This is a genomic window from Streptomyces sp. NPDC048664, assembly GCF_040650555.1.
Taxonomy (GTDB): Bacteria; Actinomycetota; Actinomycetes; order Streptomycetales; family Streptomycetaceae; genus Streptomyces.
The window spans coordinates 78,450-103,828 of record NZ_JBEZHK010000029.1 but is presented as its reverse complement, the minus strand read 5'-3'; the positions used below and the strand labels follow the sequence as shown (position 1 = coordinate 103,828).

Here is a 25,379-nt window from a genome sequence, read left to right as displayed (position 1 = left end):
ACAAGGGGTCAGGACAGCGGCAGGCCCTGGGCCGTCCAGCGCTCGCCGACCTGTTGCACGACCAGCGGGAGGCCGAAGCAGAGGGAGAGGTTGCGCGAGGTCAGTTCCAGTTCCAGGGGACCGGCGGCGAGCACCTTGCCCTGGCGGATCATGAGGACGTGGGTGAAGCCGGGGGCGATCTCCTCGACGTGGTGCGTGACCATGATCATGGAGGGGGCGATCGGGTCGCGGGCGAGGCGGCCGAGGCGGCGGACGAGATCCTCGCGGCCGCCGAGGTCGAGTCCGGCGGCGGGTTCGTCCAGGAGCAGCAGCTCGGGGTCGGTCATCAGCGCGCGGGCGATGAGCGTGCGCTTGCGCTCGCCCTCGGAGAGCGTGCCGAACTTCCGGTCGAGGTACTCGCTCATGCCGAGGCGGTCGAGGAAGGCGCGGGCGCGCTGCTTGTCGACCTCCTCGTAGTCCTCCTGCCAGTGCGCGGTCATGCCGTAGGCGGCGGTCAGCACGGTCTCGAGGACGGTCTGCCGCTTGGGGAGCTTGTCGGCCAGGGCGATACCGGCCACGCCGATGCGCGGGCGGAGCTCGAAGACGTCGGTGCCGGGCCTGCCGAGGGTCTCGCCGAGGATGGTGGCGTCGCCCTTGCTGGGGAAGAGGTAGCTGGAGGCGATGTTCAGCAGGGTGGTCTTGCCGGCGCCGTTCGGTCCGAGGATGACCCAGCGCTCGCCCTCCTTGACCGACCAGGAGACCTGGTCCACCAGAGCGCGGCCCTCACGGACCACGGAAACGTCCTCCAGCTCCAGAACATCGCTCATGAGCGTGTTGTCTCCCCTTGCAGTGTGGCCGGTGTCGGCTCTCGCGTACGCCTGTCGGCGGGTCCGCCACGCCGGTGGGCGCAGCCCTCCAAGAAATCTACGCCACCGGCAACCCCGTCCATTGCCTAGGTCATGTCCTTAGGCTGGGGGCATGCTCTCGGAACCACGCTCAGGACGGCTGACCGCATGGGGAAACGCCCTTTTGGCCGGACTTGTATCCCCGGACGACGCCGCGGCGGCCATCGTCGGTGACGACGCCGTGCACCGGGTGGAGGGGCTTCCCGGTGAGTCCGCGCCCGTGGGTCTCACGCTCGCGCTGGGGCGGCTGCGGGCGCTGGGGGCGAGCGGGCTGCGTGTCGCGCTGCCCGCGCCGGGTCATCCGCTCGGGCTGAGTGGTCCGCCCGATTTCAACGCGCGGGCGCTGGACGCCGAGGAGGCCGTGATCTGCCACGGGGTCGCCTACGGGCTGGTACCGGAGGTGGACGAGGCCGGGCCGGACGGCGATGTGCATGTGGAGGTCGTCTGGCACTGCCTGCCGGTGCGGGAGGCGCCGCCGGCCGACGTGCCCTCGCTCGGCGAGGCCGAGCGGGAGCTGGCTCAGGCGCTGCACGACGCGACGCGGCTGCTGTCGCGTCTGGACGTGGCCGGGTCGGGGCCGGTGGCGGAGGCCGCCGTCGACGCGTACCGGGCCCGGGCCGAGCGGGGGCGGGAGCTGCTGGCGCCGGGCTATCCGCCTCGGGCGGTGCGGGTGCTGGAGCTGGCCCAGCGGGTGGGGCTGCTGATCTCGGTGGCGCACGAGAACGGGCACGGGGGTGCGGTGAGCGCCTCCGAGATGGGGGCGCGCACCGATGCGTTGCGGCCGGTGTTCCGGGCGGCTCGGCGGGCGCAGGTCGCGGCGTACAACTCCGTGGTGGAGCGGGATCCGCGGTGAGGGTGCGCACCGGTGCGGGCCGCGCACGAGGTCCGGGGGCCGCTGCCCCCGGACCTCTCGCGGTCAGCCGTCGATGCCGTTGCGTACGGCCCACAGCGCGGCCTGGGTGCGGTCCGCGAGGTCCAGTTTCATCAGGATGTTCGAGACGTGGGTCTTCACCGTCTTCTCCGACAGGACCAGGGCGCGGGCGATCTCCCGGTTCGAGCGGCCGTCCGCGATCAGGGCCAGTACCTCCCTCTCCCGCTCGGTGAGTGATCCGGCTCTGCCCTGGCTCGGGCTCGTCTCCTCCGGGGAGAGCAGGACGTCCGCGACCTCCGACTGGAGGAGGACGTGGCCCGCGTGGACCGAGCGGATGGCCGCGGCGAGCGCCTCGGGGTCCACGTCCTTGTACACGTAGCCCGCGGCGCCGGCGCGCAGGGCGGGCACGACGGTGCGCTGCTCGGTGAAGCTGGTGACGATCAGCACGCGCGCGGGGTTGTCCAGCTCGCGGAGTCTGCGCAGCGCGTCGACGCCGTCCATGCCCGGCATCTTGACGTCCATGAGGACGACGTCGGGCCGCAGCTCCTCGGCGCGGTCCACTCCCTCGGCGCCGTCGGACGCCTCCGCGACGACCTCGATGTCGTCCTGTACCTCCAGAAAGGTGCGCAGGCCGCGGCGGACCACCTGGTGGTCGTCGACGAGCAGCACCTTGATGGTGTCAGCCACCAGGGACCTCCATCTCGATCGTGGTGCCCTTGCCGGGCGCCGATTCGACGGTCAGCGTGCCGCCGGCACCGCTCGCCCGGTCCCGCATGGAGACCAGGCCGAGGTGGCGGCCCGCGCTCCGTATCGCCTCGGGCTCGAACCCGCCGCCGTCGTCCGTGACCGTCAGGACGGCGCCCTGGCCCCTTCTGAGCAGGGTCACGTCGACCCGGCCGGCCCCGGAGTGCCGCAACGCGTTGTGCAGGGCCTCCTGGGAGACCCGCAGCAGCGCCTCCTCCTGGGCGGCGGGCAGGGCGCGGACCCCCCGGCTGGTGAAGGTCACGCGCGCGGCGTGGGCGCGGTCGAGCACCTGGATCTGGGTGCGCAGGGTGGCGACCAGGCCGTCCTCGTCCAGGGCGGCCGGGCGCAGCTCGACCACGGCGGCGCGCAGCTCGTCGGCGGCTTCGGCGGCGAGCACGGCCACCTGGTGCAGCTCTCCCTTGGCCCGACCGGGGTCGCGGTCGACCAGGGCGGCGGCCGCCTGGGCGGTGAGCCGCAGGGAGAAGAGCTTCTGGCTGACCGCGTCATGCAGCTCGTGAGCCAGCCGGGAGCGCTCCTCGGCGATGGTCAGCTCCCTGCTGCGCTCGTAGAGCCGGGCGTTGGTGAGGGCGATCGCGGCGTGCTGGGCGAGGATCGTGAGCAGCTCCACGTCGCCCTCGGTGAAGCCGCAGCCGTCCTGCGGCGTCCCGTGTCCCTTGTTGGCGAGGAAGAGCGCGCCGATGATCTCGTCGCCGTCGCGGATGGGCAGGCCCAGGAAGTCGGACATGTCGGGGTGGGCGTCCGGCCAGCCCTCGAAGCGGGGGTCCTCGCGGACGTCGGCGAGGCGTTCGGTGCGGGCCTCGCGCAGCATGGCGGCGAGCACGCCGTGCTGGCGCGGGAGCGGGCCGATGGCCTTCCACTGCTCGTCGCTCACGCCGTCCACGACGAACTGGGCGAAGCCGCCGTGGTCGTCCGGGACGCCCAGCGCCGCGTACTCCGCGCCGAGCAGCTCACGGGCCGAGGCCACGATCGTCTTGAGGACGTCGCGCACCTCCAGGTGTCTGCTCATGGCCAGCAGCGCGGAACTGACCGCGTACAGGCCCGACCGGGGTCCTTGACTCATGCCCTCAAGGTACCGGGGGGTTGTGACAGTGCGTATCCGACCCGTGGCGGTCGTGGCCGGGCCGATGGTCCTAGGTCCGGGGGCCAGGGCTTCCCGGCAAGGCCTGAATTCGCTCCACATTGAGCATTGCTCTCGCAACTATCGGTAAGGAACGAGGGTCTCCGATGTGAGGGCGCACATAGGGCGCAGGTCACGTACGAACGGACATAGGAGATATACGCGGACCCCATGAACGGCGCGGATGGCGAGGTCTATCCCGTTTTGCCCGGCTGTTTGGACTATCGCGGATAGTACGTCACACCTTTGCCAGGGCATTTTGCGGTCGCTAAGAATTGCTCTCGTCGCTCGGCGCCGCGGTCTTCGGACCACGGCGTTCGTTGCTGGAAACACCAGTCTGCCGAAGGCATTGAGCGACATCCGCGCTATACGAAGAGGTCCCTTAGTCAATGCTCAAGAACACCAACATTCGTGCTCGTGCTCGTGCTCTGACCAAGACCCAGAAGCTCTCGACCGCCGGTGTGGCCGCCCTCGGCTGCTGCGCGATGGCCCTGAGCGCCGTGCCCAGCCAGGCGCAGACCACGGCTCACGAGGCCCCGGCCGCCGCCCCGGTCACGCTGAGCGACAAGCCGGCCAAGGAGCTCAAGGTCGACGTCACCGACCAGGTGGCGGGCGCCGCGCTCAAGACCAAGGCCGCCGCCGCGAAGGCCGCCGTCGCCAAGCCCGCCGAGAAGCCGGCCGCTCCGCAGCAGGCCGCGGTGCAGCAGGCCGTGCAGCGCCAGGCGCCGCAGGCCGCGAGCCGCTCCGCCGCGCGCCCGCAGGCCCCGGTGAAGGCCACCGGCAACAACCTCGACGGCTGGATCCGCCAGTCGCTCGCCATCCTGCAGCAGCGCGGCATCCCGGGCTCCTACAGCGGCATCTACCGCAACGTGATGCGTGAGTCCTCGGGCAACCCGATGGCCATCAACAACTGGGACGTCAACGCCCAGAACGGCATTCCCTCCAAGGGTCTGCTGCAGGTGATCGACCCGACCTTCCGCGCGTACCACGTGGCCGGCACCTCGTGGAACATCTACGACCCGGTCGCCAACATCACCGCCGCGTGCAACTACGCCGCGCACCGCTACGGCTCGATGGACAACGTCAACAGCGCGTACTGAGGCAGGCGCGGGCCTCTTCCACGCTCGTGACGACCAAGGGCGGCACCCTTCCGGGTGCCGCCCTTCCGCGTCGTGACGAGGGGTGCCTACTTGCGCATGACCTCGGGCTCGTGGCGGCGCAGGAAGCGGGCCACCAGGAAGCCGCAGATCACGCCCAGGACGATCAGGAAGACCATGTCCATGGTCCAGGCTCCCGCCGTGTGGTTCCACAGCGGGTCCGTGTTGGTCGGGTCGTCCGGGTTGGGTGCGATGTCGTTCAGGTCCAGCGTCGTACCGGTGGCGGCGACCGCCCAGCGGGACGGCATCAGGTACGAGAACTCGTTGACACCGAGCGTGCCGTGCAGCGTGAACAGGGAGCCGGTGAAGACGACCTGGACGATCGCGAACATGACCAGCAGCGGCATGGTCTTCTCGGAGGTCTTCACCAGAGCCGAGATGACCAGGCCGAACATCATCGACGTGAAGCCCAGCGCCATGATCGGCAGGCACAGTTCGAACAGCGTCGAGTGACGCAGGACCAGGCCCTCCTGGGGGATGTCGCGGCTGGAGAAGCCGATCACACCGACCAGCAGGCCCTGGAGCATGGTGACCGCGCCGAGGACGATCACCTTCGACATCAGGTACGCGGACCGGGACAGGCCCGTGGCGCGTTCCCGCTCGTAGATGACGCGTTCCTTGATCAGTTCTCGTACGGAGTTGGCCGCGCCCGCGAAGCACGCGCCGACCGCGAGAATCAGCAGGACCGTGGTCGCCGTCGTGTTGGGGGTGTGCAGGCCCGTCCGGGGGTTGACCGGGTTGACCAGCAGACCCGTCGTCCGGTGGATGAGCAGGCTGACCGAGCCGAGCACCGCGGGAAGCAGCACCGACAGCAGGAGGAAGCCCCTGTCGGAGGCGATGACCGAGGCATAGCGCCTCACCAGGGTGCCCAGCTGTGAGAACCAGCCCTGCGGCTTGGGCGGCTTGATCGCCTGCGGCGGCGCCACCTGGACCGGCGCCGGGGCGGCGGCGTCGACGTCCGCGGCGTACATCTGGTAGTGCTGCGAGCCCTTCCAGCGGCCCGCCCAGTCGTGGTCGCGGTAGCTCTCGAAAGCGGAGAACACATCGGCCCAGGACTCGTAGCCGAAGAAGTTCAGCGCCTCCTCCGGCGGCCCGAAGTAGGCGACGGCACCGCCGGGCGCCATCACGAGGAGCTTGTCGCACAGCGCCAGCTCGGCCACCGAGTGGGTGACGACGAGGACGGTGCGGCCGTCGTCGGCGAGGCCGCGCAGCAGCTGCATGACGTCGCGGTCCATGCCCGGGTCGAGGCCGGACGTCGGCTCGTCCAGGAAGATCAGGGACGGCTTGGTCAGCAGTTCCAGAGCCACCGAGACCCGCTTGCGCTGGCCGCCGGACAGGGAGGTGACCTTCTTGTCCTTGTGCGGGTCGAGCTTCAGCTCGTGCAGCACCTCGTCGATCCGGGCCTGCCGCTCGGCGCGCGTGGTGTCGGCGGGGAAGCGCAGCTTGGCCGCGTACTTGAGGGCCCTCTTGACGCTCAGTTCCTTGTGCAGGATGTCGTCCTGCGGGACCAGGCCGATGCGCTGGCGCAGTTCGGCGAACTGCTTGTACAGGTTCCGGTTGTCGTAGAGGACGTCGCCCTGGTTCGCCGGGCGGTATCCCGTGAGCGCCTTCAGGAGCGTCGACTTGCCGGATCCGGACGGGCCGATGACCGCGATCAGCGACTTCTCCGGCACACCGAAGGAGACGTCCTTCAGGATCTGCTTGCCGCCGTCGACCGTGACGGTGAGATGGCGGGCGGAGAAGGACACCTCGCCGGTGTCGACGAACTCCTCGAGGCGGTCGTTGATCAGGCGGAACGTCGAGTGACCGACACCGACGATGTCGTTCGGTCCGAGCAGGGCCGAGCCGCCCTTGGCGATCGGCACGCCGTTGACGTACGTGCCGTTGTGCGAGCCCAGGTCATGGATCTCGAAGCGGCCGTCGGGCGTCGCGCGGAACTCCGCGTGATGGCGGGAGACCTGGAGGTCGGAGACGACCAGCTCGTTCTCCAGCGCACGGCCGATGCGCATCACACGGCCCAGCGAGAACTGGTGGAACGTGGTCGGGCTGCGGTCGCCGTGCACCGGTGAAGCCCCCGCGTCGGCACCGGGACCATGCGCCGGGGGAGCCTGCCCGGCGGCCTGCTGCTGCGGCGGGATCTGGGGCGGCGCGGCCTGCGCCGGGACCTGCTGCGGGGCGGCCTGCTGCGCCCAGCCGGCGTTCGCGCCCTGGGCGGTGGGGACGGCGGCCGCGACGGCGGAGAGGTTCAGGCGCGGCCCGTCGGTCGGGTTGCCCAGGTGCAGGGCGGTACCCGGTCCCACCTCCTCCTGCTGGATCCGCCGGCCCTGGAGGAAGGTGCCGTTGGTGCTCCCGTGGTCCTCGACGGCCCAACTGCGGCCGTTCCAGGTGATCGTGGCGTGACGCCAGGAAACCCTGGCGTCCTCGAACACGATGTCCCCCTGCGGATCGCGTCCGAGGGTGTATGTCCTGGACGCGTCGAGCGTCCAGGTGCGTCCGTTCAATTCGAGTACGAGTTCAGGCACTCCATGCCCCACTGAGTTGTCCCCCGAGTTGCCCCCGTCGTGGGGAGTCCAGGGATGTCGAAACATCGTGAGGAACTATTTCAGGCCTGGCCCTCCGACCGAAAGTCGGGCCTTGTGAAGAGTGCGCACCCCCGTGGTGCCACCGTGAGCCGTTGACGGGGACGAAACCGGCCCGGACAGTGGTATTCCCACCCGAGGGGGATCGGGGGCCGGTATGAACATCGAGACCGCCGAGCACGGCGGGAGGCTGCCGTGGGCCCGTGTGCTGCTGTGCGCGGTCGCCTCCGTGGGCTGGGCGCTGGCCGCGATGGCCGCGACGGCGGCGCTGGGCCTGCATCTGCTCGGGGCGGACGCCGAGGCCTCGCTCGGGCCGATGACCGCGGCCGTGGTGGCGCTCGGGGTGAACGGGTCGGTCACGCCGTCGGGGAACGTGTCGGTGTTCGGTCTGACGGGCCCGCAGGCGAGGACCGACATCACGCTCACCCCGCTGGGTGTGGGGCTCGTCGGCGCGCTCGTGCTGTCCTGGGTGTTCCTGCGGTCCTTGCGCACGGCGGGAGTCGAGGTCGCGCCCGCCGAACTCCTCGCGCGTGCGGGCTCGGTGCTGCTGCTGTTCACCGCGCTGCTGGGCGGGCTGGCGTGGGCGGGCCACGACGTCGTCACCCTCGACGGAGCGGCGATCGGGCTCGACCGGCCGCCGGGCGGCCCGGAAGGCGCGGGCGGCATCGGCGTTCCCGGCCTCGGGCCGGGGGACGTCGGCGGGCTGCTGCCGAGCGGGATCGGCGACCTCGTCCAGGCCAGGGCGGCGGTCGGCTTCAGCGTCGACGGGGCTGCCACCCTGCTCGGGGGCGCCGGGTGGTGTGCCGGAGTGCTGCTCGTCGCACTGCTGGCGTCCCGGCGCACTCCCCTGCCGCGACACTGGGACGTCGTGCACCGGGTGGCGCGTCCGGCCGTGTCCGCGCTGGTGACGGCACTGCTGGTGGCGGTGGGCGCGGGGTGGGCGGCGGCGGTCTGTGCGGCGATCGGCGACGACCGTCCGGCGCGGATCGTCGGGGCGGCCCTGCTCGGTGCGCCGAACGGGGTGTGGCCGGCCCTCTCGCTGGGCCTGCTCGTGCCGTGGGACGGGGCGGCGACGGGAGTCCTGGCCGGGCTGCTGCCCGCGCCGCTGGACCGGCTGGTGGGCTCCCGGGCCGGCCGGCCCGTGACGCTCGGCCGGCTGGCCGAACTGGACGGCAGGGTAGGGCTGCTGGCCCTCGCGGCGGCCCTCCTGATGCTCTGCGCCGGGGTGCTGACGGCGGTGCGCACACCGTGCCCGCGGTCTCGCGGGAGCGCCCCCGCGGCGGACCGGGCCTCAGCCGCGGCACGGGATCCGGGGCCCGTCGTGTTCGCGGTGCGCTGCGCGCTGCGGCTGGGGACCGCGACGGCGTGTGGGCTGCCGCTGCTGGTCCTGCTGACGGACGTGTCCGTGAACGCCTCGCTGTCCGTGTTCGGGTTCGACGCGTTCGGCGCCGGCGTCGAGTTGCACGGTCGGGCGGCCCTGGCGCTGCCGCTGGGCGCGGTGTGGGGTGCGGGGGCCGGGGCCGCGGGGGCGCTGCTCGCGTACGGCGCCGGGGCGGCCGGCAGCCGGGCCGTCGCGCCACCGGCACGCGGTGCCGCGCGGACGCCGGGGCCGGTGCCCTCGCCGAGGGCGGCCGCCTCACCCGATGCGGCCGCGCCCCGCCCGGCGGGCCCCTACCACCGCCGCGGCCCGTACCGCCCGCCGAACATCGACACCAAGCCCTATCTGCGGTTGCCGGACACGCCGCCCGCACCACGGGACGCGCCACAGCCCCGCGACCGGGAGCGGGAGCCGCCCCCGCCGCCGTCCTGGCCACCCGGGTGGGGCCGGGACTAGAGCCTGTCCGACGCCGTGCGGCAGGCAGGAACGGTCGGGCAGGCCCTGGCGTCCGCCACGTCCGCGGGTCGTCCCCGGACCTCCCGCGTGTCTTCCGCGCCGCTTCGCCTGCCTCGCTTCCCCGCTCCTCAAGGTCCCCGTCATCTGCCCGCCACCCACTGTTCCCTGTCCGCTGGGCGGACCGCGCACGCGCGAGGCACTGGGTGCCGGATACGGTGGAGGCACCATGAGCGCTGCGCACACCTCCGACGCCCCGACCCTCCTCGTCAAGATCTTCGGCAAGGACCGGCCCGGCATGACCGCCGGACTGTTCGACACCCTGGCCGCCTACGGGGTCGACGTCGTCGACATCGAGCAGGTCGTCACCCGGGGCCGGATGGTGCTGTGCGCCCTGGTGACGATGCCTCCGGCGGGACTGGAGGGCGATCTGCGGGCCACCGTCCACAGCTGGGCGGAGTCCATGAGGATGCAGGCGGAGATCATCTCCGGCACGGGCGACAACCGCCCTCGCGGCCTCGGCCGCTCGCTGGTGACCGTCCTCGGCCACCCGCTCACCGCCGAGTCGACGGCCGCCATCGCGGCGCGCATCGCCTCGACGGGAGGCAACATCGACCGTATCTTCCGGCTCGCCAAGTACCCCGTCACCGCAGTCGAGTTCGCCGTGTCCGGGGTGGAGACCGAGCCGCTGCGCACCGCCCTGGCGACCGGCGCCGCGGCACTGGGTGTCGATGTCGCCGTCGTCGCGGCCGGTCTGCATCGCCGGGCCCAGCGCCTGGTCGTCATGGACGTGGACTCGACGCTCATCCAGGACGAGGTCATCGAACTGTTCGCGGCGCACGCCGGCTGCGAGGCGGAGGTCGCCGAGGTGACGGCGGCCGCCATGCGGGGCGAGCTGGACTTCGAGCAGTCGCTGCACGCCCGGGTGGCACTGCTGGGCGGGCTGGACGCGTCGGTGGTGGACAAGGTCCGCTCCGAGGTGCGGCTCACCCCGGGAGCGCGCACCCTGATTCGTACGCTGAAGCGGCTGGGCTTCCAAGTGGGTGTCGTCTCGGGCGGGTTCACCCAGGTCACCGACGATCTGCAGGAGCGGCTCGGCCTCGACTTCGCCCAGGCCAACACCCTGGAGATCGTCGACGGGAAGCTGACGGGCAGGGTCGTCGGGGAGGTCGTGGACCGGGCGGGCAAGGCGCGGCTGCTGCGCCGGTTCGCCGCCGAGGCGGGGGTGCCGCTGGCCCAGACGGTGGCGATCGGCGACGGGGCCAACGACCTCGACATGCTGAACGCCGCCGGTCTCGGCGTCGCCTTCAACGCCAAGCCCGTCGTGCGCGAGGCCGCGCACACCGCGGTGAACTTCCCCTTCCTGGACACCGTCCTGTATCTGCTGGGCGTCACCCGGGAAGAGGTGGAGGCCGCGGACATCGGGGACGACCCACACGACACGCCCTGAGTCCCCGCGTCCGCGCGGCGCGGGCGGGGCCGGGCACCCGGCAGGAGGATGCCGGACCCCGCGGCCGTCCCTGGGCGGGCGCCGCGTCTACTCGCTGGGCGCCCAGTAGTCGAGCAGCGTCGCCGTGCCCGGCTCCAGCGACTTCCATGTGCCGTCGAAGGACAGCACGGCGAACGCGGCGGCGGGGAAGCCCCTGCGGGTGATCCGCTCACGCGCCTCGTCCTCGGCCGCGCCGGTGAGGACCTCGACCAGACCCTGGATCCCGGGGTTGTGCCCGATCAGCACCGCGTCCCGCGCGTCGTCGGGGGTCTCGTTGAGCAAGGCGATCAGTTCGCCGGGCGATGCCTCGTAGATCCGCTCCTCGTAGACGGTTTTCGGCCGGTGCTCAAGCTCCTGGACCGCAAGCTTCCAGGTCTCGCGCGTACGCGTGGCCGTCGAGCACAGGGCCAGGTCGAAGGGGATGCCGGCGTCGGCGAGCTTTCGTCCGGCGACGGCCGCGTCCATGCGTCCCCGGTCGGCGAGGGGACGCTCATGGTCGGGCACCTGCGGCCAGTCGGCCTTGGCATGCCGGAAGAGGACAATCCTGCGGGGTTCAGCGGAGCTCATGCGTCCCAGCTTCGCATGAAACAGGCCAGGGAGCGCAGGGAGTTGACGCCACGGAGTGCACACGTGTGCGAGAGGGGCTCCTTCGGGTGATCAGCCGCCCCACCAGGCAGGACGTGCGCCACGCGGCCGCGCGCACGGTCACGGGGCGTGATGACTCACCGCCTGCTGAACACGCTCGACCAGGTGACCGAGGACGGGATCGGTGCCGGCGCTCGCGCGGGACGGGTCGACCATCAGCGCCAGCAGGGCCAGGAAGGCGAGGGTCGGCAGGGCCAGGGCCCACCAGGGCAGCCGTATGCCGACACCACCCGTGGTCGCCGGGTGCGGGCGGGAGTGCGGGCGGGCGGACATGGCGCCTCCGGGGGCTTCGAGCGGGGTCTGCGGCACGCCCTGCGCGGCCACATCTCGAAGGTACGGACCCGGCGGCGGCGAACCCATCCGGCGATCCACCCATGTGACCCTGACACCGACCCCCTAGGGGTTACGGGGGCAAGCCCCACCGTCGGCGCTCCCCCGCACCCCTGCCACGGAGCCCGGGGCGCCGTCGGGACACGGGAAGTCGCCGGGGCCCGGGGAACCGCCGGGCTCGGGGAACCGCCGGCGCCGCAGGTCAGGGCGAGGCGATCGTCGCGATGACGGCGATGATCACGAAGATGGCGAAGAACGCGCCGAAGACCAGCAGCATCTTCTTCTGGCCGTTCTGGGGATTCGGGTCGAGCACGGGCATGGCGCCAGTCTCCCACCCCCGCCCCGTCCGGACGCGGGTGGGGTCGCCGCACCCGGCGCCCCGCCCGCCCCGCATCCCACGGGTGCGCGGCGGCGGGCTACCGCGCCTCGTCCTCCACGATCCGGTCGCGGCCCGCCAGCACGCCCACCGCCATCTGCGGCACCATCAGCACCGCCATGAGGGCGAGCGGCAGCCCCCAGCCCCCGCTGTGCTGGTAGAGGATGCCCACCAGCAGTGGCCCGGGGATCGACAGCAGATAGCCGGTGCTCTGCGCGAAGGCCGACAGCTGTGCCACCCCCGCGCCCGTGCGGGCGCGCATCCCGACCATGGTGAGCGCGAGCGGGAAGGCGCAGTTGGACACCCCGAGCAGCAGGGCCCAGGCCCACGCGCCGGCGGCCGGGGCCAGGTACAGGCCCGCGTAGCCGGCCAGCCCGCAGGCGCCGAGGGCGATCACGATCGGGCCCTGGTGCGGCAGCCGCGCGGCCAGTCGGGGGATGACGAAGGCGAGGGGCACGCCCATCACCATCGTGACGGCCAGCAGCACGCCCGCCGTGCCCGGGGGCACTCCCGCGTCGCGGAAGATCTGCGGCATCCAGCCCATCGTGATGTAGGCGGCCGTGGCCTGGAGCCCGAAGAAGACGGCCAGCGCCCACGCCGTGCGGCTCCGACTGATCCGCAGCCCGCCGGGCGCGCCCGCACCGGAGTGCGGGGCCCTGGCGGCGGAGGCGTCGGATCCCTGGGCGGTGCGGGACGCGCGCACGAAGGGGATCCACGGCAGGACGGCCACCGCCGACAGCGCCCCCCAGACAGCCAGCCCGGGCCGCCATCCCCCGCCCATCGCGTCGGTCAGGGGCACCGTGACCGCCGCCGCGGCGGAGGTGCCGAGGGCGAGCGCCATCGAGTACAGGCCGGTCATCGAGCCCACGCGCTCGGGGAACCAGCGCTTGACGATCACGGGCATCAGGACGTTGCTGACGGCGATGCCCATGAGGGCCAGCGCGCTCGCCACCAGGAAGCCGACCGTGTTCCCGGCGTAGGGGCGGATCAGCAGGCCCGCGGTGATCGCGGCCATTCCGGCGCAGATCACGGCGCCCGGCCCGAAGCGCCGGGCGAGCTTCGGCGCCATGACACCGAAGACGGCGAAGCACAGCGGCGGTACGGAGGTGAGCAGCCCCGCGACGCTGCCGCTCATACCGAGGCCGTCGCGGACCTCCTCCAGGAGGGCGCCCAGGCTGGTGATGGCGGGCCTCAGGTTGAGCGCGGTGAGCACGATGCCCAGCACCAGCACGCGCGCCGTCCACGCGCGCGTGGCGCCCGTCGTGGCCCCGGCCGCGTCCTGCGGGTGCCCCGCCGCGGTCGGGCTCGCGTCCTGCGGGATCGTCGCCCTCCTCGTGTCTCCCGTGCCCGTGGTGCCTGTGGTCGTCATGTACCGGTCTCCTCACACTCCATGAAGCCCATCATAGAATCATGGGATGATTGGTTGTCCACTCCCGCACCGGCTCCCCTCCGCCCCGAGCCCCCTGCGTTACGCTCCGGAGCCTCAGGCCCTGCTCCCAGGCCCGTACGAAGGACCGTCATGCCACTGACCCATCCCCGCCGCTCCGCTCTGTCCGAGCAGGTGATCGCCGAGCTGCGGAACCAGATCACCTCGGGCGAGTGGCCGGTGGGCTCCCGCATCCCCACCGAGCCCGAGCTGGTCGAGCAGCTCGGGGTCGCGCGCAACACGGTCCGCGAGGCGGTGCGCGCGCTCGCGCACAACGGCCTGCTAGACATCCGGCAGGGGTCCGGCACCTACGTGGTGGCGACCAGTGAGCTGGCGGGGGTGATGCACCGCCGGTTCGCCGACGCCGACCCGTCCCATGTCGCCGAGCTGCGCGCCACCCTGGAGTCCGGCGCCGCCCAGCTGGCCGCGGCGCGGCGCACCGAGCGCGACCTCAGGCAGCTCGACGCGCTCCTGCGGCGCCGTGAGGCGGCCTGGGAGTCGGGGGACGCGGAGGCGTTCGTGACCGCCGACTTCACGTTCCACATGGCCGTGGTCGCCGCGTCGCACAACGAGGTGATGACGGAGATGTACGCGGACCTGAGCGAGGTGCTCCGGGACTGGCTGCGCGACGACGTCGGCGAGGAGCTCACGCCGGAGACGTACATGGGCCACACCGCGCTGGTGGACGCGATCCGCGCGGGTGACGGCGGCGCGGCGGCCGCGGCCGCCGCGAGCTATCCGTCCGGGTGCCGCCCGTGGCGCCCCGCGTCCGCCGGCGCCTGACCGGACCGGGGCGCGGCGGCGGCCGGTCGCCTCTCAGGTGTGCGTGACCCAGGCCGATCGCACCTCCTGCCAGCAGCGGCCGGTCAGCCGTACGGTCATGGCGGGCCCGTCGTCGACCGGAGCGGTGTCGGTGTCCAGGTCCCACCAGCGGGCGCACTCGACGTGCAGGCTCACGTGGTCGACGCCGGGATCGGGGTTGTGGCAGTAGGCGACGACCTCCGAGCCGGTGACGGTGACCCGGCAGTCGGCTCCGGACGGCCGCGGGTCGGGGGTCTGGTCGGCCTCCGCGGGCGCCGCGCCCGACCTGCCGGACGACGCCTCCGAGAGGGCGTCGTAGGGAAGAGCGGCCACCAGGGCGACGGCGAGGAAGGCGGGCGCGAAGCGGCGGGACAGGCGCACAAGGGGACCTCCTGAACCGTACGACCGCCCGACGGTGCGCGCGGCCCTGGTCCCAGCGTGCGCGGTGCGCGCCCCGGGCGGCCCTGTCAGTTGCTCCGAACGGGCGACGCCCCGCCCCCGCGTGCGCGGGAGAACGGGGCGTCGGCCGGTGACGGGGTCCCGGTCTCGGGGACCGGGAGGACAGGGGCCCGGAAGGTCAGGCGCCGATGGCGTGCAGACCGCCGTCCACGTGGACGATCTCGCCCGTGGTCTTCGGGAACCAGTCGCTGAGCAGGGCGACGATGGCGCGCCCGGCCGGCTCCGGGTCCTTCAGGTCCCACTCCAGCGGGGCGCGGCCGTCCCACACGGCGGCCAGCTCGGCGAAGCCCGGGATGGACTTGGCGGCCATGGAGGCGAGGGGGCCCGCCGAGACCAGGTTGCAGCGGATGTTCTGCTTGCCCAGGTCACGCGCCATGTAGCGGCTGGTGGCCTCCAGGGCCGCCTTGGCGGGGCCCATCCAGTCGTACTGCGGCCAGGCGAACTGCGCGTCGAAGGTGAGGCCGACGACCGAGCCGCCGTTCTGCATCAGCGGCAGGCAGGCCATGGTGAGCGACTTCAGGGAGTACGCCGAGACGTGCATGGCGGTGGCCACCGACTCGAACGGCGTGTTGAGGAAGTTGCCGCCGAGGGCGTCCTGCGGAGCGAAGCCGATGGAGTGCACGACACCGTCGAGCCCGCCCAGTTCCTCGGCGACCAGGTCGGCGAGACGGCCCAGGTGCTCGTCGTTGGTGACGTCCAGCTCGATGACCTTGGTGGGCTTGGGCAGCTTCTTGGCGATGCGCTCGGTCAGCGTGGGCCGCGGGAACGCGGTCAGGATGATCTCGGCGCCCTGCTCCTGGGCCAGCTTGGCCGCGTGGAAGGCGATGGAGGACTCCATCAGCACACCCGTGATCAGGATGCGCTTGCCCTCAAGGATTCCGCTCATGGTGATCAGTGACCCATTCCCAGTCCGCCGTCAACGGGGATGACGGCTCCAGTGATGTACGAGGCGTCGTCGGAGGCGAGGAACCGCACGGCCGCGGCGATCTCCTCCGGCTGCGCGTACCGGCCGAGCGGCACCTGCGACACGATGTTCGTCCGCTGCTCGTCGGTGAGCGCCTTGGTCATGTCGGTGTCGACGAAGCCGGGCGCGACGACGTTGAAGGTGATGTTGCGCGAGCCCAGCTCACGGGCGAGGGAGCGGGCGAAGCCCACCAGGGCGGCCTTGGAGGCGGCGTAGTTGGCCTGTCCGGCGGAGCCGAGAAGGCCCACGACCGAGGAGATCAGCACGACGCGGCCCTTCTTGGCGCGCAGCATGCCGCGGTTGGCGCGCTTGACCACGCGGAAGGTGCCGGTCAGGTTCGTCTCGATGACCGAGCTGAAGTCCTCCTCGGACATGCGCATCAGCAACTGGTCCTTGGTGACCCCGGCGTTGGCGACGAGGATCTCCACCGGGCCGTGCTCGGCCTCGATCTCCTTGTAGGCCTGCTCCACCTGCTCCGTGTCGGTGATGTCGCACTTGACCGCGAGGAAGCCGGCCGGCGGCTCACCCGAGCGGTACGTGATCGCGACCTTGTCGCCGGCGTCGGCGAACGCGCGGGCGATGGCGAGGCCGATGCCCCGGTTGCCTCCTGTGACGAGAACCGAGCGGCTCAACGGATCACCCTTTCGATAGCAGTGCGGGACCTTCGCGGAACAGGCACCCTCGCCGGAAAACCTATCGGTCGGGGCAGGCGGGAAGGCAATCGGGCACCGACAGCGGGCCGCGCCGCCTCCTGTGGGGTTCCTACAGTCCCGTCCCCGGGTGCACTCCTGGCGGGGTTTCCCCTCCCCGTGGGAAAAGCCGTACGTCCGGGTGGTGCGGCCGTGCTTGACTTCCCTGGCGGTGATCGGACGAACGGCTCCCGACGGACCCCGTCGTGACAGCGAAGGGAAACTCACACCCGTGCCCCATGACATCGATCAGACGTTTCTGGCGCTCCCCCTGCGCGCCCTGGCCGACGCGGCACTCGCACGCGCGCGTGCGCTGGGGGCCGAGCACGCGGACTTCCGGTTCGAGCGGGTGCGCAGCGCCGCGTGGCGGCTGCGGGACCAGAAGCCGGCGGGCTCCTCGGACACCACGGACCTCGGGTACGCGGTACGCGTGGTGCACGGCGGGACCTGGGGGTTCGCCTCCGGGGTCGACCTGACCATGGACGCCGCCGCCAAGGTCGCCTCGCAGGCGGTGGCGATGGCGAAGCTGTCGGCGCAGGTGATCGAGGCGGCCGGGTCGGACGAGCGTGTGGAGCTCGCGGACGAGCCGGTGCACTCCGAGAAGACCTGGGTCTCCTCGTACGAGATCGACCCCTTCACCGTGCCCGACGAGGAGAAGACCGGCCTCCTCGCGGACTGGAGCGGGCGGCTGCTGGCGGCCGAGGGCGTGAACCACGTGGACGCCTCCCTGCTGACCGTCCATGAGAACAAGTTCTACGCCGACACCGCCGGCACCGTGACCACCCAGCAGCGGGTGCGGCTGCACCCGCAGCTCACCGCCGTCTCGGTGGACGAGTCGACGGGCGAGTTCGACTCGATGCGCACCCTCGCGCCGCCCGCGGGACGCGGCTGGGAGTACCTGACGGGCACCGGCTGGGACTGGGCCGGCGAGCTGGAGCGGATCCCCGGGCTGCTGGCCGAGAAGATGCGCGCGCCGAGCGTCGAGGCGGGCGTGTACGACCTGGTCGTGGACCCCTCCAACCTGTGGCTGACCATCCACGAGTCCATCGGGCACGCCACCGAGCTGGACCGGGCGCTCGGCTACGAGGCCGCGTACGCGGGTACCTCGTTCGCGACCTTCGACCAGCTCGGCAAGCTCAAGTACGGCTCCGAACTGATGAACGTCACCGGTGACCGCACCGCCGAGCACGGGCTCGCGACGATCGGCTACGACGACGAGGGCGTCGAGGGGCAGTCCTGGGACCTGGTCAGGGACGGGAGGCTGGTCGGCTACCAGCTGGACCGGCGCATCGCGCGCCTCACCGGGTTCGAGCGGTCCAACGGGTGCGCCTACGCCGACTCGCCGGCGCATGTGCCGGTGCAGCGCATGGCCAACGTGTCGCTCCGGCCCGACCCGGCCGGGCTGTCGACGGAGGATCTGATCGGCGGTGTGGACCGCGGCATCTACGTCGTCGGTGACCGCTCGTGGTCCATCGACATGCAGCGGTACAACTTCCAGTTCACGGGCCAGCGGTTCTTCCGGATCGAGAACGGGCGGATCACGGGCCAGCTGCGGGATGTCGCCTACCAGGCGACGACCACCGACTTCTGGGGCTCGATGGCCGCCGTGGGCGGTCCGAGCACCTATGTCCTCGGCGGCGCCTTCAACTGCGGCAAGGCCCAGCCGGGCCAGATCGCCGCCGTCTCGCACGGCTGCCCCTCCGCCCTCTTCAAGGGTGTCAACATCCTCAACACGACCCAGGAGGCCGGACGATGACCGCCGCCCGTACCGACAAGCCGCACGAGATCGTCGAGCGGGCCCTGGAGCTGTCCCGCGCGGACGGGTGCGTCGTCATCGCCGACGAGCAGTCCAGCGCGAACCTGCGCTGGGCGGGCAACGCGCTGACGACGAACGGGGTCACGCGCGGGCGCACGCTCACCGTCGTCGCGACGGTCGACGGCAAGGAGGGCACGGCGTCCGGGGTGGTCTCCCGCGCGGCCGTGACCTCCGACGAGCTGGAGTCCCTCGTGCGGGCGGCCGAGGCCGCGGCGCAGGGCGCGGGGCCCGCCGAGGACGCGCAGCCGCTGGTGACGGGGGTGCCCGAGTCGCCGGACTTCACCGAGGCGCCCGCGCAGACGTCGTCCGCCGTGTTCGCGCGTTTCGCGCCGGCGCTCGGGGAGGCGTTCGCGCGCGCCCGCACGGGCGGCCGTGAGCTGTACGGCTTCGCCCACCACGAAATGGTCTCGACCTACCTCGGCACCTCGACCGGGCTGCGGCTGCGCCACGACCAGCCGAACGGCACGCTGGAGGTCAACGCCAAGTCGCCCGACCGCGCGCTCTCGGCGTGGGCGGGGCGGTCGACCCGCGACTTCACCGACGTCGACCCCGCGGCGCTGGACGCGGAGCTGGCCCAGCGGCTCGCCTGGTCGCAGCGGCGCGTGGAGCTGCCCGCGGGCCGGTACGAGACGCTGCTGCCGCCGACGGCGGTCGCCGACCTGCTCATCTACCAGATGTGGTCGGCAGCGGCCCGGGACGCGACCGAGGGGCGCACGGTCTTCAGCAGGCCCGGCGGCGGCACGCGGGTCGGTGACCGGCTCTCGCAGCTGCCCCTGACCCTGCGCAGCGACCCGCGGGAGCCCGGCCTGGAGGCCGCGCCGTTCGTCATCGCGCACTCCTCCGGCGACGACGCCTCCGTGTTCGACAACGGGCTGCCGCTGGGGCCCACCGAGTGGATCAGCGGGGGCGAGCTGACGCGGCTGACGTCGACCCGGCACAGCGCGGACCTGACCGGGCTCCCCCTCGCGCCGTCGGGCGGGAACCTGATCCTGGACGGGGGTGACGCCGGCCTGTCCCTGGAGGAGATGGTCGCGAACACGACGCGCGGACTGCTGCTGACCTGCCTGTGGTACATCCGCGAGGTCGACCCGGCGACGCTGCTGCTGACCGGTCTGACCCGGGACGGCGTGTACCTCGTGGAGAACGGCGAGGTGACGGGCGCGGTGAACAACTTCCGGTTCAACGAGTCCCCGGTGGATCTGCTGGGCCGGGCCACCGAGGCGGGCCGCACCGAGAAGACCCTGCCGCGCGAGTGGAGCGACTACTTCACCCGCGCCGCGATGCCCCCCGTGCGGGTGCCCGACTTCAACATGAGTTCTGTCAGTCAGGGCGTATAACCTCGTACCCGGCGGCCACCGGGCCGCCCAGGACCAGCCAAGGAGACACGAGAGACGTGACGGACATCGTCGACGAGCTGAAGTGGCGCGGGCTGTTCGCCCTGTCCACGGATGAGGACGCTTTGCGCAAGGCGCTCGCGGACGGTCCCGTCACGTTCTATTGCGGCTTCGACCCGACCGCGCCGTCCCTGCACGTGGGGCACCTGGTGCAGATGCTGACCGTGCGCCGGCTCCAGCAGGCGGGCCACCGCCCGCTGGCGCTGGTGGGCGGCGCGACGGGCCTGATCGGCGACCCGCGCCCGACCGCCGAGCGCACGCTGAACAGCCCGGAGACCGTGGCCGGCTGGGTCGAGAAGCTGCGCCGCCAGATCGAGCCGTTCCTGTCCTTCGAGGGTGAGAACGCGGCCGTGATGGTCAACAACCTCGACTGGACCGAGGGGCTCTCGGCGATCGAGTTCCTCCGGGACATCGGCAAGCACTTCCGCGTCAACAAGATGCTGACGAAGGACTCCGTGTCCCGGCGCCTGGAGTCCTCCGAGGGCATCAGCTACACGGAGTTCAGCTACCAGATCCTCCAGGGCATGGACTTCCTCCAGCTCTACCGCAGGCACGGCTGCACCCTCCAGCAGGGCGGCAGCGACCAGTGGGGCAACCTCACGGCCGGCCTGGACCTGATCCACCGGCTGGAGCCGCACGCCGAGGTCCACGCGCTCGCCACCCCGCTGATGACGAAGGCGGACGGCACGAAGTTCGGCAAGACCGAGGGCGGTGCCATCTGGCTCGACCCGGAGATGACGACGCCGTACGCCTTCTACCAGTTCTGGCTGAACGTGGACGACCGGGACGTCTCCACCTACGCGCGGATCCTGTCCTTCAGGTCCCGTGAGGAGCTGGAGGAGCTGGAGGAGCAGACGGAGCAGCGCCCCCAGGCGCGTGCCGCCCAGCGCGCGCTCGCCGAGGAGCTGACGACGCTGGTGCACGGCGCCGACCAGACGGCCGCCGTGATCGCCGCCTCCAAGGCCCTGTTCGGCCAGGGCGAGCTGGCGGAGCTGGACGAGCGGACGCTGGCCGCGGCCCTGTCGGAGGTCCCGCACATCACGGTCGCCGAGCCGGGACCGGTCGTCGACCTCCTCGCGGAGGTCGGGCTGGTGGCGAGCAAGTCCGCCGCGCGACGCACGGTGAAGGAGGGCGGCGCCTACGTGAACAACGTGAAGGTGGCCTCCGAGGACGCGGTCCCGGCCAAGGAGGAGCTGCTGCACGGGCGCTGGCTGGTGCTGCGGCGGGGCAAGAAGAACCTGGCCGCGGTCGAGGTGACCGGCGGCTGAACCGAGCGGTTCGCACGCATGCGTGAGGGGCGGCACCCGGCGGGTTTCCGGTGGGTGCCGCCCCTCACGCATGCGCGGTGTCGGCGGGTGCCGTCACACCCTCTCGCCGTGTCTGCCGCCCTTCATCGAGGTGTACGCCATCTCGCCCAGGAAGACCAGGACGACGGCGGCGGCCAGCTGGAGCCCGTGGCGGCCCCAGTCGATGCCCCGGGTCTCGGCGATGCCGATGGCACGGGCGATGGCGTTGCCGACGATGGCGCCGATGATGCCCATGAGGGTGGTCAGCCAGAGCGGGCTGTGCTGCTTGCCCGGCAGGATGAGCTTGGCCAGCAGGCCCAGCACGAATCCGACGATGATCGCCCACAACCAGCCCATGGGTCCTCCTCCTACGGCGCGACGTGAGCAGTACGCCCAGTCTCGGGCTGTGCGCCATACGGCGCATGTCGGGTGCACCCGTACGTGTCGGGCCGGGTGCACCACCGGGGAGGGAGGGGACCCGCTCTCGTCCGGGCCGCGGGCGCGGCGTACGGTGGACGGTGTCCGGATCCGGGCCCTGACCGGGGTCGGACCGGTGACGGGCCCGGGAGAGCCCGCGGCAGACGGGTGGTGGAATGTGATGCGGAAGTCGCACGGTGGCGCTCAGGCCCAGGTGTTCCGGATCACGGGTGCCCGGCAGGGCCTCGCGGACGACGTGCGGGGCCGGCAGCGCCGCTACGTGATCTCGATGGGCGTGCGCACGGTCGCGGTGATCCTCGCGGCCAGTCTCTGGAACGTCTCGCGGCCGGTCGCCGTGGTGGCACTCGTCCTCGGCGCGGTCCTGCCCTATGTCGCCGTCGTCATCGCCAACGCCGGGCGGGAGAACGCGCCGTCGCTGCCGTCGACGTTCGTCAGCGGTCCGACCCGTCCGATGATCGATGCGTCGTCGCCGTCGTCGCGGCCGTCTGACGCGTCGCGGCAGTCGCGGGACGCGGGGGGCGCGCAGCCCGGTGAGGGCCGTGCCGAGCAGGGTTCCGCCCCGTCCGCCCCAACCGCCTCACCCGGGGGCGACACCCCGCCCGGATCGACCGCCGACACCCGGCGTGACCTGCACGAAAGGGCCTGACCGCGGTGCCCGTCGGGGCAACGGCGCACCCCCTCGGCCAAGCTCAGGAAAAGCTCAGATCAATCATGCTGTTCCAGTGCCGGTGGGGGGGTTACCCATGACATACTTCGTACGCGCTCCGCATCCCCCGTCGGAGCGACAGACCGACGCCGGGCAGCTCCCCCCGTGGCTGCTCGGCGTCGCCTTTGCCGGGGGGACGCGCCTCCGTGAGGTCCTTCCGGGCGCGCTAGAGTCATCGATGTGATGGGCTCCGATCCCGAATCCCCCCAGTGCTCGGCCAAGGGCTGCCGCGCGGACGCCGTGTGGGTGCTCGCCTGGAACAACCCGAAGCTGCACACCCCCGACCGCCGCAAGACCTGGCTGGCCTGCGAGGAGCATCGCGAGCACCTGTCGCAGTTCCTGAGCGTGCGCGGGTTCCTGAAGGACGTGGTGGAGCTGGAGCGCTGGGAGTCGCTGGGCACCGACCCGGCGGCCGGCTGAGCGGTCAGCCGCCGATCGGCGGTCAGCCGCCGATCGCCGACATGGGCCGCTCCGGCTGGAGGAACGCCGGGTCGTCCAGCCCCGATCCCGCCTTCTTGCCCCACATGGCGAGCCGCCATATTCGGCCGATCTCCTCGTCGGACGCCCCGTCGCGCAGCGCGGCGCGCAGGTCGGTCTCCTCGCCGGCGAACAGGCAGGTGCGGATCTGGCCGTCGGCCGTCAGCCGGGTGCGGTCGCAGGCGGCGCAGAACGGGCGGGTGACCGAGGCGATCACCCCGACCCGATACGGTCCGCCGTCCACGATCCAGCGCTCGGCGGGCGCGGATCCGCGTTCCCCCGCGTCCTCGGGGGTGAGCTCGAAGCGGGTGCGCAGCGAGTCCAGGATGTCCTGTGCGGTGACCATGCCCTCGCGCTTCCAGCCGTGCTGGGCGTCCAGCGGCATCTGCTCGATGAAGCGCAGCTCGTAGTCGTGCTCGATCGCCCAGGCGAGCAGGTCGGGGGCCTCGTCGTCGTTCAGGCCCGGCATCAGCACGGAGTTGACCTTGACGGGGGTCAGGCCGGCCTCATGGGCGGCCCGCAGCCCTTCCAGCACGTCCCGGTGGCGGTCGCGGCGGGCGAGGGTCTTGAAGACGTCCGGGCGCAGGGTGTCCAGCGAGACGTTGACCCGGTCCAGGCCGGCCGCCTTCAGGGCCGCCGCGGTGCGGGCGAGGCCGATGCCGTTGGTGGTGAGGGAGATGCGGGGGCGGGGGGCGAGCGCGGCGACCCGCTCCACGATGCCGACGAGGCCGGGGCGCAGCAGCGGCTCACCCCCCGTGAAGCGGACCTCCTCGATGCCGAGTGAGGTGACCGCGGTGCGGATCAGGCGGACGATCTCGTCGTCGGTCAGCAGGTCGGGCTTGGCCAGCCAGCTCAGGCCCTCCTCGGGCATGCAGTAGGCGCACCTCAGGTTGCACCGGTCGGTCAGCGAGACCCGCAGGTCGGTGGCCACCCGGCCAAAGGTGTCGATGAGCACGTGGGCCCCCTCCCTCGTAGCGGCTCGCACGGAGCTGATCTGTTCTTCTGCCGTCATCTGCGAGCCTACGTGACCTCACCGACAACGACAGCGGCCCGATCCCACGAGGCCGGTCGGGGCCGCGTCGTAGATCCCTACGACAGATCCCCGCAGCGGCTCTACGGCGGGGATACGACGTCGTCTACGGCGGTTTTTACTCTCTCTGTAGCTCGTCGCGGGGAAGTCATTGCCGCCCGGCGGGGGCGGCGGATAGCTTCGGCCCTGCACCACACGTCATGTACCTGCCGGACGCCACCGCGTCCCGGCTCGTCCACGTTTTCCGGATGATGTGGAGACCCCGTGGCACATCTGCGTTCCCAGCGCCGCCTCGCCCTCGCCGTACCGCTCGTGCTGTCGCTCACCTCCCTGGGCTTCCTGCCCGGCGCGGCCTCGGCCGCCCCGCGCACCGCCCCGGTGGCCCAGGCCGCCGACGGGAGCCGACTCTCCTATGTGGTCAACACCGGAACGGACCGCCGCACCCTCACGGCGGTGCGGCGGGCGGTGGCCGCGGCGGGCGGCACGATCGTGACGACGTACGACCGGATCGGTGTGGTCGTCGCCCACTCCGCGGACCCCGGCTTCGCCCAGGCCATGCGCGCGGTGCCCGGGGTGCGGTCGGCGGGCGCCACCCGCAACGCGCCGCTCCCGGCGCAGTCCACCACCGACGTGGGGACGCCGAAGGCGCTCACCGCCGAGGAGGTCGCGCGGGCCAAGGCCACCGACGGGCAGGACCCGTTGGAGTCCCTCCAGTGGGACCTGCCCGCCATCAAGGCGGACAAGGCGCACGAGCGGACGCTCGGCAGCCGTCGGGTCACCGTGGGCGTCATCGACACCGGCGTGGACGACACCCACCCGGACATCGCACCGAACTTCGACCGCGACGCGTCCGTCAACTGCGTGGCGGGCACCCCGGACACCACCGACGGCGCCTGGCGGCCGACCGCCGCGGAGAGCCCGCACGGCACCCATGTCGCGGGCGAGATCGCGGGGGCCAGGAACGGCGTCGGCATCACCGGTGTGGCGCCCGGGGTGCGGGTCGCGGGCATCAAGGTGTCCACGACGGCGGGCTACTTCTACACCGAGGCCGTGGTCTGCGGCCTCATGTGGGCGGCCGACCACCACGTGGACGTCACCAACAACAGCTATTACACCGACCCCTGGAACTTCAACTGCGTCGACGACCCGGACCAGAAGGCTCTGGTCGAGGCCATCACCCGCGCGACGCGGTACGCGGAGGGCAAGGGCACGGTCAACGTCGCGGCGGCCGGCAACGAGAGCTACGACCTCGACGCGGACTCCCTCACCGACCCGGTCTCCCCGAACGACGGCACGCCCGGTGACCGGGTGATCGATCCGCACCGGTGCTTCGACATACCGACCCAGTTGCCGGGCGTGGTGACCGTCGCCGCGACCGGGGCGAAGGGCCTCAAGTCGTCGTTCTCCAACTACGGCCTGGGAGTCATCGACGTGGCCGCGCCCGGCGGCGACTCCACCGCCTACCAGGCTCCCGCGCCGCCCGCCACCAGCGGCCTGATCCTCGGCCCGCTGCCCGGCGGCAAGTGGGGCTACATGGCGGGCACGTCCATGGCGACCCCGCATGTCGCGGGCGTCGCGGCCCTGATCAAGTCGACGCATCCGCACGCCTCCGCCGCCATGGTCAAGGCCCTGCTGTACGCGGAGGCGGACGCCACGGCGTGCGCCGATCCGTACGACATCGACGCGGACGGCAAGGTCGACGCCGTGTGCGAGGGCTCCAGGAACCGCAACGGGTTCTACGGGTGGGGCACCGTGAACGCGCTGAAGGCCGTGACCTGGTGACCGTGAGGTGACCACGCGGGTGTGACAGCGCGCGAGGGGGTCCGGCTCGGGCCGGGCCCCCTCGGGT

24 protein-coding genes are annotated in these 25,379 nt (G+C 72.1%); 11 read left to right on the top strand and 13 right to left on the bottom strand.

Going from position 1 to position 25,379, the window contains the following annotated elements; genetic code table 11:
- Positions 1 to 8: 8 nt before the first annotated feature.
- The gene (locus AB0C59_RS27280; protein WP_363009086.1) at positions 9 to 806 is read right to left on the bottom strand and encodes an ABC transporter ATP-binding protein; all 798 of its coding nucleotides are present in this window, start codon (positions 804 to 806) and stop codon (positions 9 to 11) included.
- Between the two features lie 151 nt (positions 807 to 957).
- Between AB0C59_RS27280 and AB0C59_RS27275 the strand changes: the two genes are divergently transcribed.
- On the top strand, positions 958 to 1,737 hold the full coding sequence (locus tag AB0C59_RS27275; protein ID WP_363009084.1) for a hypothetical protein: 780 nt from the start codon (positions 958 to 960) through the stop codon (positions 1,735 to 1,737).
- 63 nt (positions 1,738 to 1,800) lie between these two features.
- Here AB0C59_RS27275 and AB0C59_RS27270 read toward each other — a convergent pair whose 3' ends face one another.
- On the bottom strand, positions 1,801 to 2,442 hold the full coding sequence (locus AB0C59_RS27270; RefSeq protein WP_363009082.1) for a response regulator transcription factor: 642 nt from the start codon (positions 2,440 to 2,442) through the stop codon (positions 1,801 to 1,803).
- The gene (locus AB0C59_RS27265) at positions 2,435 to 3,580 is read right to left on the bottom strand and encodes a GAF domain-containing sensor histidine kinase (protein ID WP_363009080.1); all 1,146 of its coding nucleotides are present in this window, start codon (positions 3,578 to 3,580) and stop codon (positions 2,435 to 2,437) included. The genes AB0C59_RS27270 and AB0C59_RS27265 overlap by 8 nt, the downstream gene beginning before the upstream one ends.
- 446 nt (positions 3,581 to 4,026) lie before the next feature.
- Here AB0C59_RS27265 and AB0C59_RS27260 point away from each other — a divergent pair, with 446 nt between their 5' ends.
- A complete protein-coding gene (locus AB0C59_RS27260) occupies positions 4,027 to 4,737 on the top strand; it encodes a transglycosylase SLT domain-containing protein (RefSeq protein WP_363009078.1) in 711 nt (236 codons plus the stop codon).
- A gap of 86 nt (positions 4,738 to 4,823) precedes the next feature.
- Here the strand turns inward: AB0C59_RS27260 and AB0C59_RS27255 are convergent, their stop codons facing one another.
- Positions 4,824 to 7,316 (bottom strand): FHA domain-containing protein, encoded by a 2,493-nt coding sequence (locus AB0C59_RS27255; protein WP_363009076.1) that lies wholly within the window; start codon positions 7,314 to 7,316, stop codon positions 4,824 to 4,826.
- Positions 7,317 to 7,530: 214 nt separating this feature from the next.
- Here AB0C59_RS27255 and AB0C59_RS27250 point away from each other — a divergent pair, with 214 nt between their 5' ends.
- Both AB0C59_RS27250 and serB read left to right on the top strand, forming a co-directional pair.
- Positions 7,531 to 9,207: a streptophobe family protein gene (locus tag AB0C59_RS27250; RefSeq protein ID WP_363009074.1), complete on the top strand. Its 1,677-nt coding sequence runs from the start codon at positions 7,531 to 7,533 to the stop codon at positions 9,205 to 9,207.
- Between the two features lie 226 nt (positions 9,208 to 9,433).
- The gene (gene serB / locus AB0C59_RS27245) at positions 9,434 to 10,654 is read left to right on the top strand and encodes a phosphoserine phosphatase SerB (protein WP_363009072.1); all 1,221 of its coding nucleotides are present in this window, start codon (positions 9,434 to 9,436) and stop codon (positions 10,652 to 10,654) included.
- Between the two features lie 87 nt (positions 10,655 to 10,741).
- On the opposite strand, the gene AB0C59_RS27240 is transcribed toward serB, so the two are convergent.
- The 4 genes from AB0C59_RS27240 to AB0C59_RS27225 all read right to left on the bottom strand — a co-directional run bounded on the left by AB0C59_RS27240 (position 10,742) and on the right by AB0C59_RS27225 (position 13,413).
- Entirely contained in the window at positions 10,742 to 11,260 is a 519-nt protein-coding gene (locus AB0C59_RS27240; protein ID WP_363009070.1) for a histidine phosphatase family protein, read from the bottom strand.
- A gap of 138 nt (positions 11,261 to 11,398) precedes the next feature.
- Entirely contained in the window at positions 11,399 to 11,662 is a 264-nt protein-coding gene (locus tag AB0C59_RS27235) for a hypothetical protein (RefSeq protein ID WP_363009068.1), read from the bottom strand.
- 208 nt (positions 11,663 to 11,870) lie between these two features.
- Entirely contained in the window at positions 11,871 to 11,987 is a 117-nt protein-coding gene (locus AB0C59_RS27230) for an SGM_5486 family transporter-associated protein (protein WP_269658448.1), read from the bottom strand.
- A 97-nt stretch (positions 11,988 to 12,084) separates the two neighbouring features.
- Positions 12,085 to 13,413 (bottom strand): CynX/NimT family MFS transporter, encoded by a 1,329-nt coding sequence (locus tag AB0C59_RS27225; RefSeq protein ID WP_363009066.1) that lies wholly within the window; start codon positions 13,411 to 13,413, stop codon positions 12,085 to 12,087.
- A gap of 150 nt (positions 13,414 to 13,563) precedes the next feature.
- Here AB0C59_RS27225 and AB0C59_RS27220 point away from each other — a divergent pair, with 150 nt between their 5' ends.
- Entirely contained in the window at positions 13,564 to 14,253 is a 690-nt protein-coding gene (locus tag AB0C59_RS27220) for a FadR/GntR family transcriptional regulator (RefSeq protein WP_363009064.1), read from the top strand.
- Between the two features lie 33 nt (positions 14,254 to 14,286).
- Here the strand turns inward: AB0C59_RS27220 and AB0C59_RS27215 are convergent, their stop codons facing one another.
- The 3 genes from AB0C59_RS27215 to fabG form a co-directional block, all read right to left on the bottom strand.
- Positions 14,287 to 14,652 carry a hypothetical protein gene (locus tag AB0C59_RS27215; protein ID WP_363009062.1) on the bottom strand — a complete coding sequence of 122 codons (366 nt, stop codon included), beginning with the start codon at positions 14,650 to 14,652 and terminating at the stop codon, positions 14,287 to 14,289.
- Between the two features lie 196 nt (positions 14,653 to 14,848).
- On the bottom strand, positions 14,849 to 15,616 hold the full coding sequence (gene fabI / locus AB0C59_RS27210; RefSeq protein WP_363009060.1) for an enoyl-ACP reductase FabI: 768 nt from the start codon (positions 15,614 to 15,616) through the stop codon (positions 14,849 to 14,851).
- Between the two features lie 5 nt (positions 15,617 to 15,621).
- On the bottom strand, positions 15,622 to 16,326 hold the full coding sequence (gene fabG, locus AB0C59_RS27205) for a 3-oxoacyl-[acyl-carrier-protein] reductase (RefSeq protein WP_363009058.1): 705 nt from the start codon (positions 16,324 to 16,326) through the stop codon (positions 15,622 to 15,624).
- A gap of 289 nt (positions 16,327 to 16,615) precedes the next feature.
- On the opposite strand from fabG, the gene AB0C59_RS27200 reads away from it, so the two are divergent.
- The 3 genes from AB0C59_RS27200 to tyrS are packed head-to-tail and all read left to right on the top strand — an operon-like array spanning position 16,616 to position 20,861.
- Entirely contained in the window at positions 16,616 to 18,139 is a 1,524-nt protein-coding gene (locus tag AB0C59_RS27200) for a TldD/PmbA family protein (RefSeq protein ID WP_363009056.1), read from the top strand.
- Positions 18,136 to 19,536, top strand: coding sequence for a metallopeptidase TldD-related protein (locus AB0C59_RS27195; protein ID WP_363009054.1), 1,401 nt, complete (start codon positions 18,136 to 18,138; stop codon positions 19,534 to 19,536). Before AB0C59_RS27200 ends, AB0C59_RS27195 begins: the two co-directional genes overlap by 4 nt.
- A 56-nt stretch (positions 19,537 to 19,592) precedes the next feature.
- Positions 19,593 to 20,861 (top strand): tyrosine--tRNA ligase, encoded by a 1,269-nt coding sequence (gene tyrS, locus AB0C59_RS27190; protein WP_363009052.1) that lies wholly within the window; start codon positions 19,593 to 19,595, stop codon positions 20,859 to 20,861.
- A gap of 93 nt (positions 20,862 to 20,954) precedes the next feature.
- Here tyrS and AB0C59_RS27185 read toward each other — a convergent pair whose 3' ends face one another.
- Positions 20,955 to 21,236 (bottom strand): GlsB/YeaQ/YmgE family stress response membrane protein, encoded by a 282-nt coding sequence (locus AB0C59_RS27185; RefSeq protein ID WP_363009050.1) that lies wholly within the window; start codon positions 21,234 to 21,236, stop codon positions 20,955 to 20,957.
- 241 nt (positions 21,237 to 21,477) lie between these two features.
- On the opposite strand from AB0C59_RS27185, the gene AB0C59_RS27180 reads away from it, so the two are divergent.
- Positions 21,478 to 21,963 carry a DUF3099 domain-containing protein gene (locus tag AB0C59_RS27180; RefSeq protein WP_363009048.1) on the top strand — a complete coding sequence of 162 codons (486 nt, stop codon included), beginning with the start codon at positions 21,478 to 21,480 and terminating at the stop codon, positions 21,961 to 21,963.
- A 243-nt stretch (positions 21,964 to 22,206) separates the two neighbouring features.
- Positions 22,207 to 22,443: a hypothetical protein gene (locus AB0C59_RS27175; RefSeq protein ID WP_363009046.1), complete on the top strand. Its 237-nt coding sequence runs from the start codon at positions 22,207 to 22,209 to the stop codon at positions 22,441 to 22,443.
- Between the two features lie 22 nt (positions 22,444 to 22,465).
- On the opposite strand, the gene moaA is transcribed toward AB0C59_RS27175, so the two are convergent.
- The gene (moaA, locus tag AB0C59_RS27170) at positions 22,466 to 23,455 is read right to left on the bottom strand and encodes a GTP 3',8-cyclase MoaA (protein ID WP_363009044.1); all 990 of its coding nucleotides are present in this window, start codon (positions 23,453 to 23,455) and stop codon (positions 22,466 to 22,468) included.
- 339 nt (positions 23,456 to 23,794) lie between these two features.
- Here moaA and AB0C59_RS27165 point away from each other — a divergent pair, with 339 nt between their 5' ends.
- On the top strand, positions 23,795 to 25,312 hold the full coding sequence (locus AB0C59_RS27165) for a S8 family serine peptidase (protein WP_363009042.1): 1,518 nt from the start codon (positions 23,795 to 23,797) through the stop codon (positions 25,310 to 25,312).
- Positions 25,313 to 25,379 lie beyond the last annotated feature (67 nt).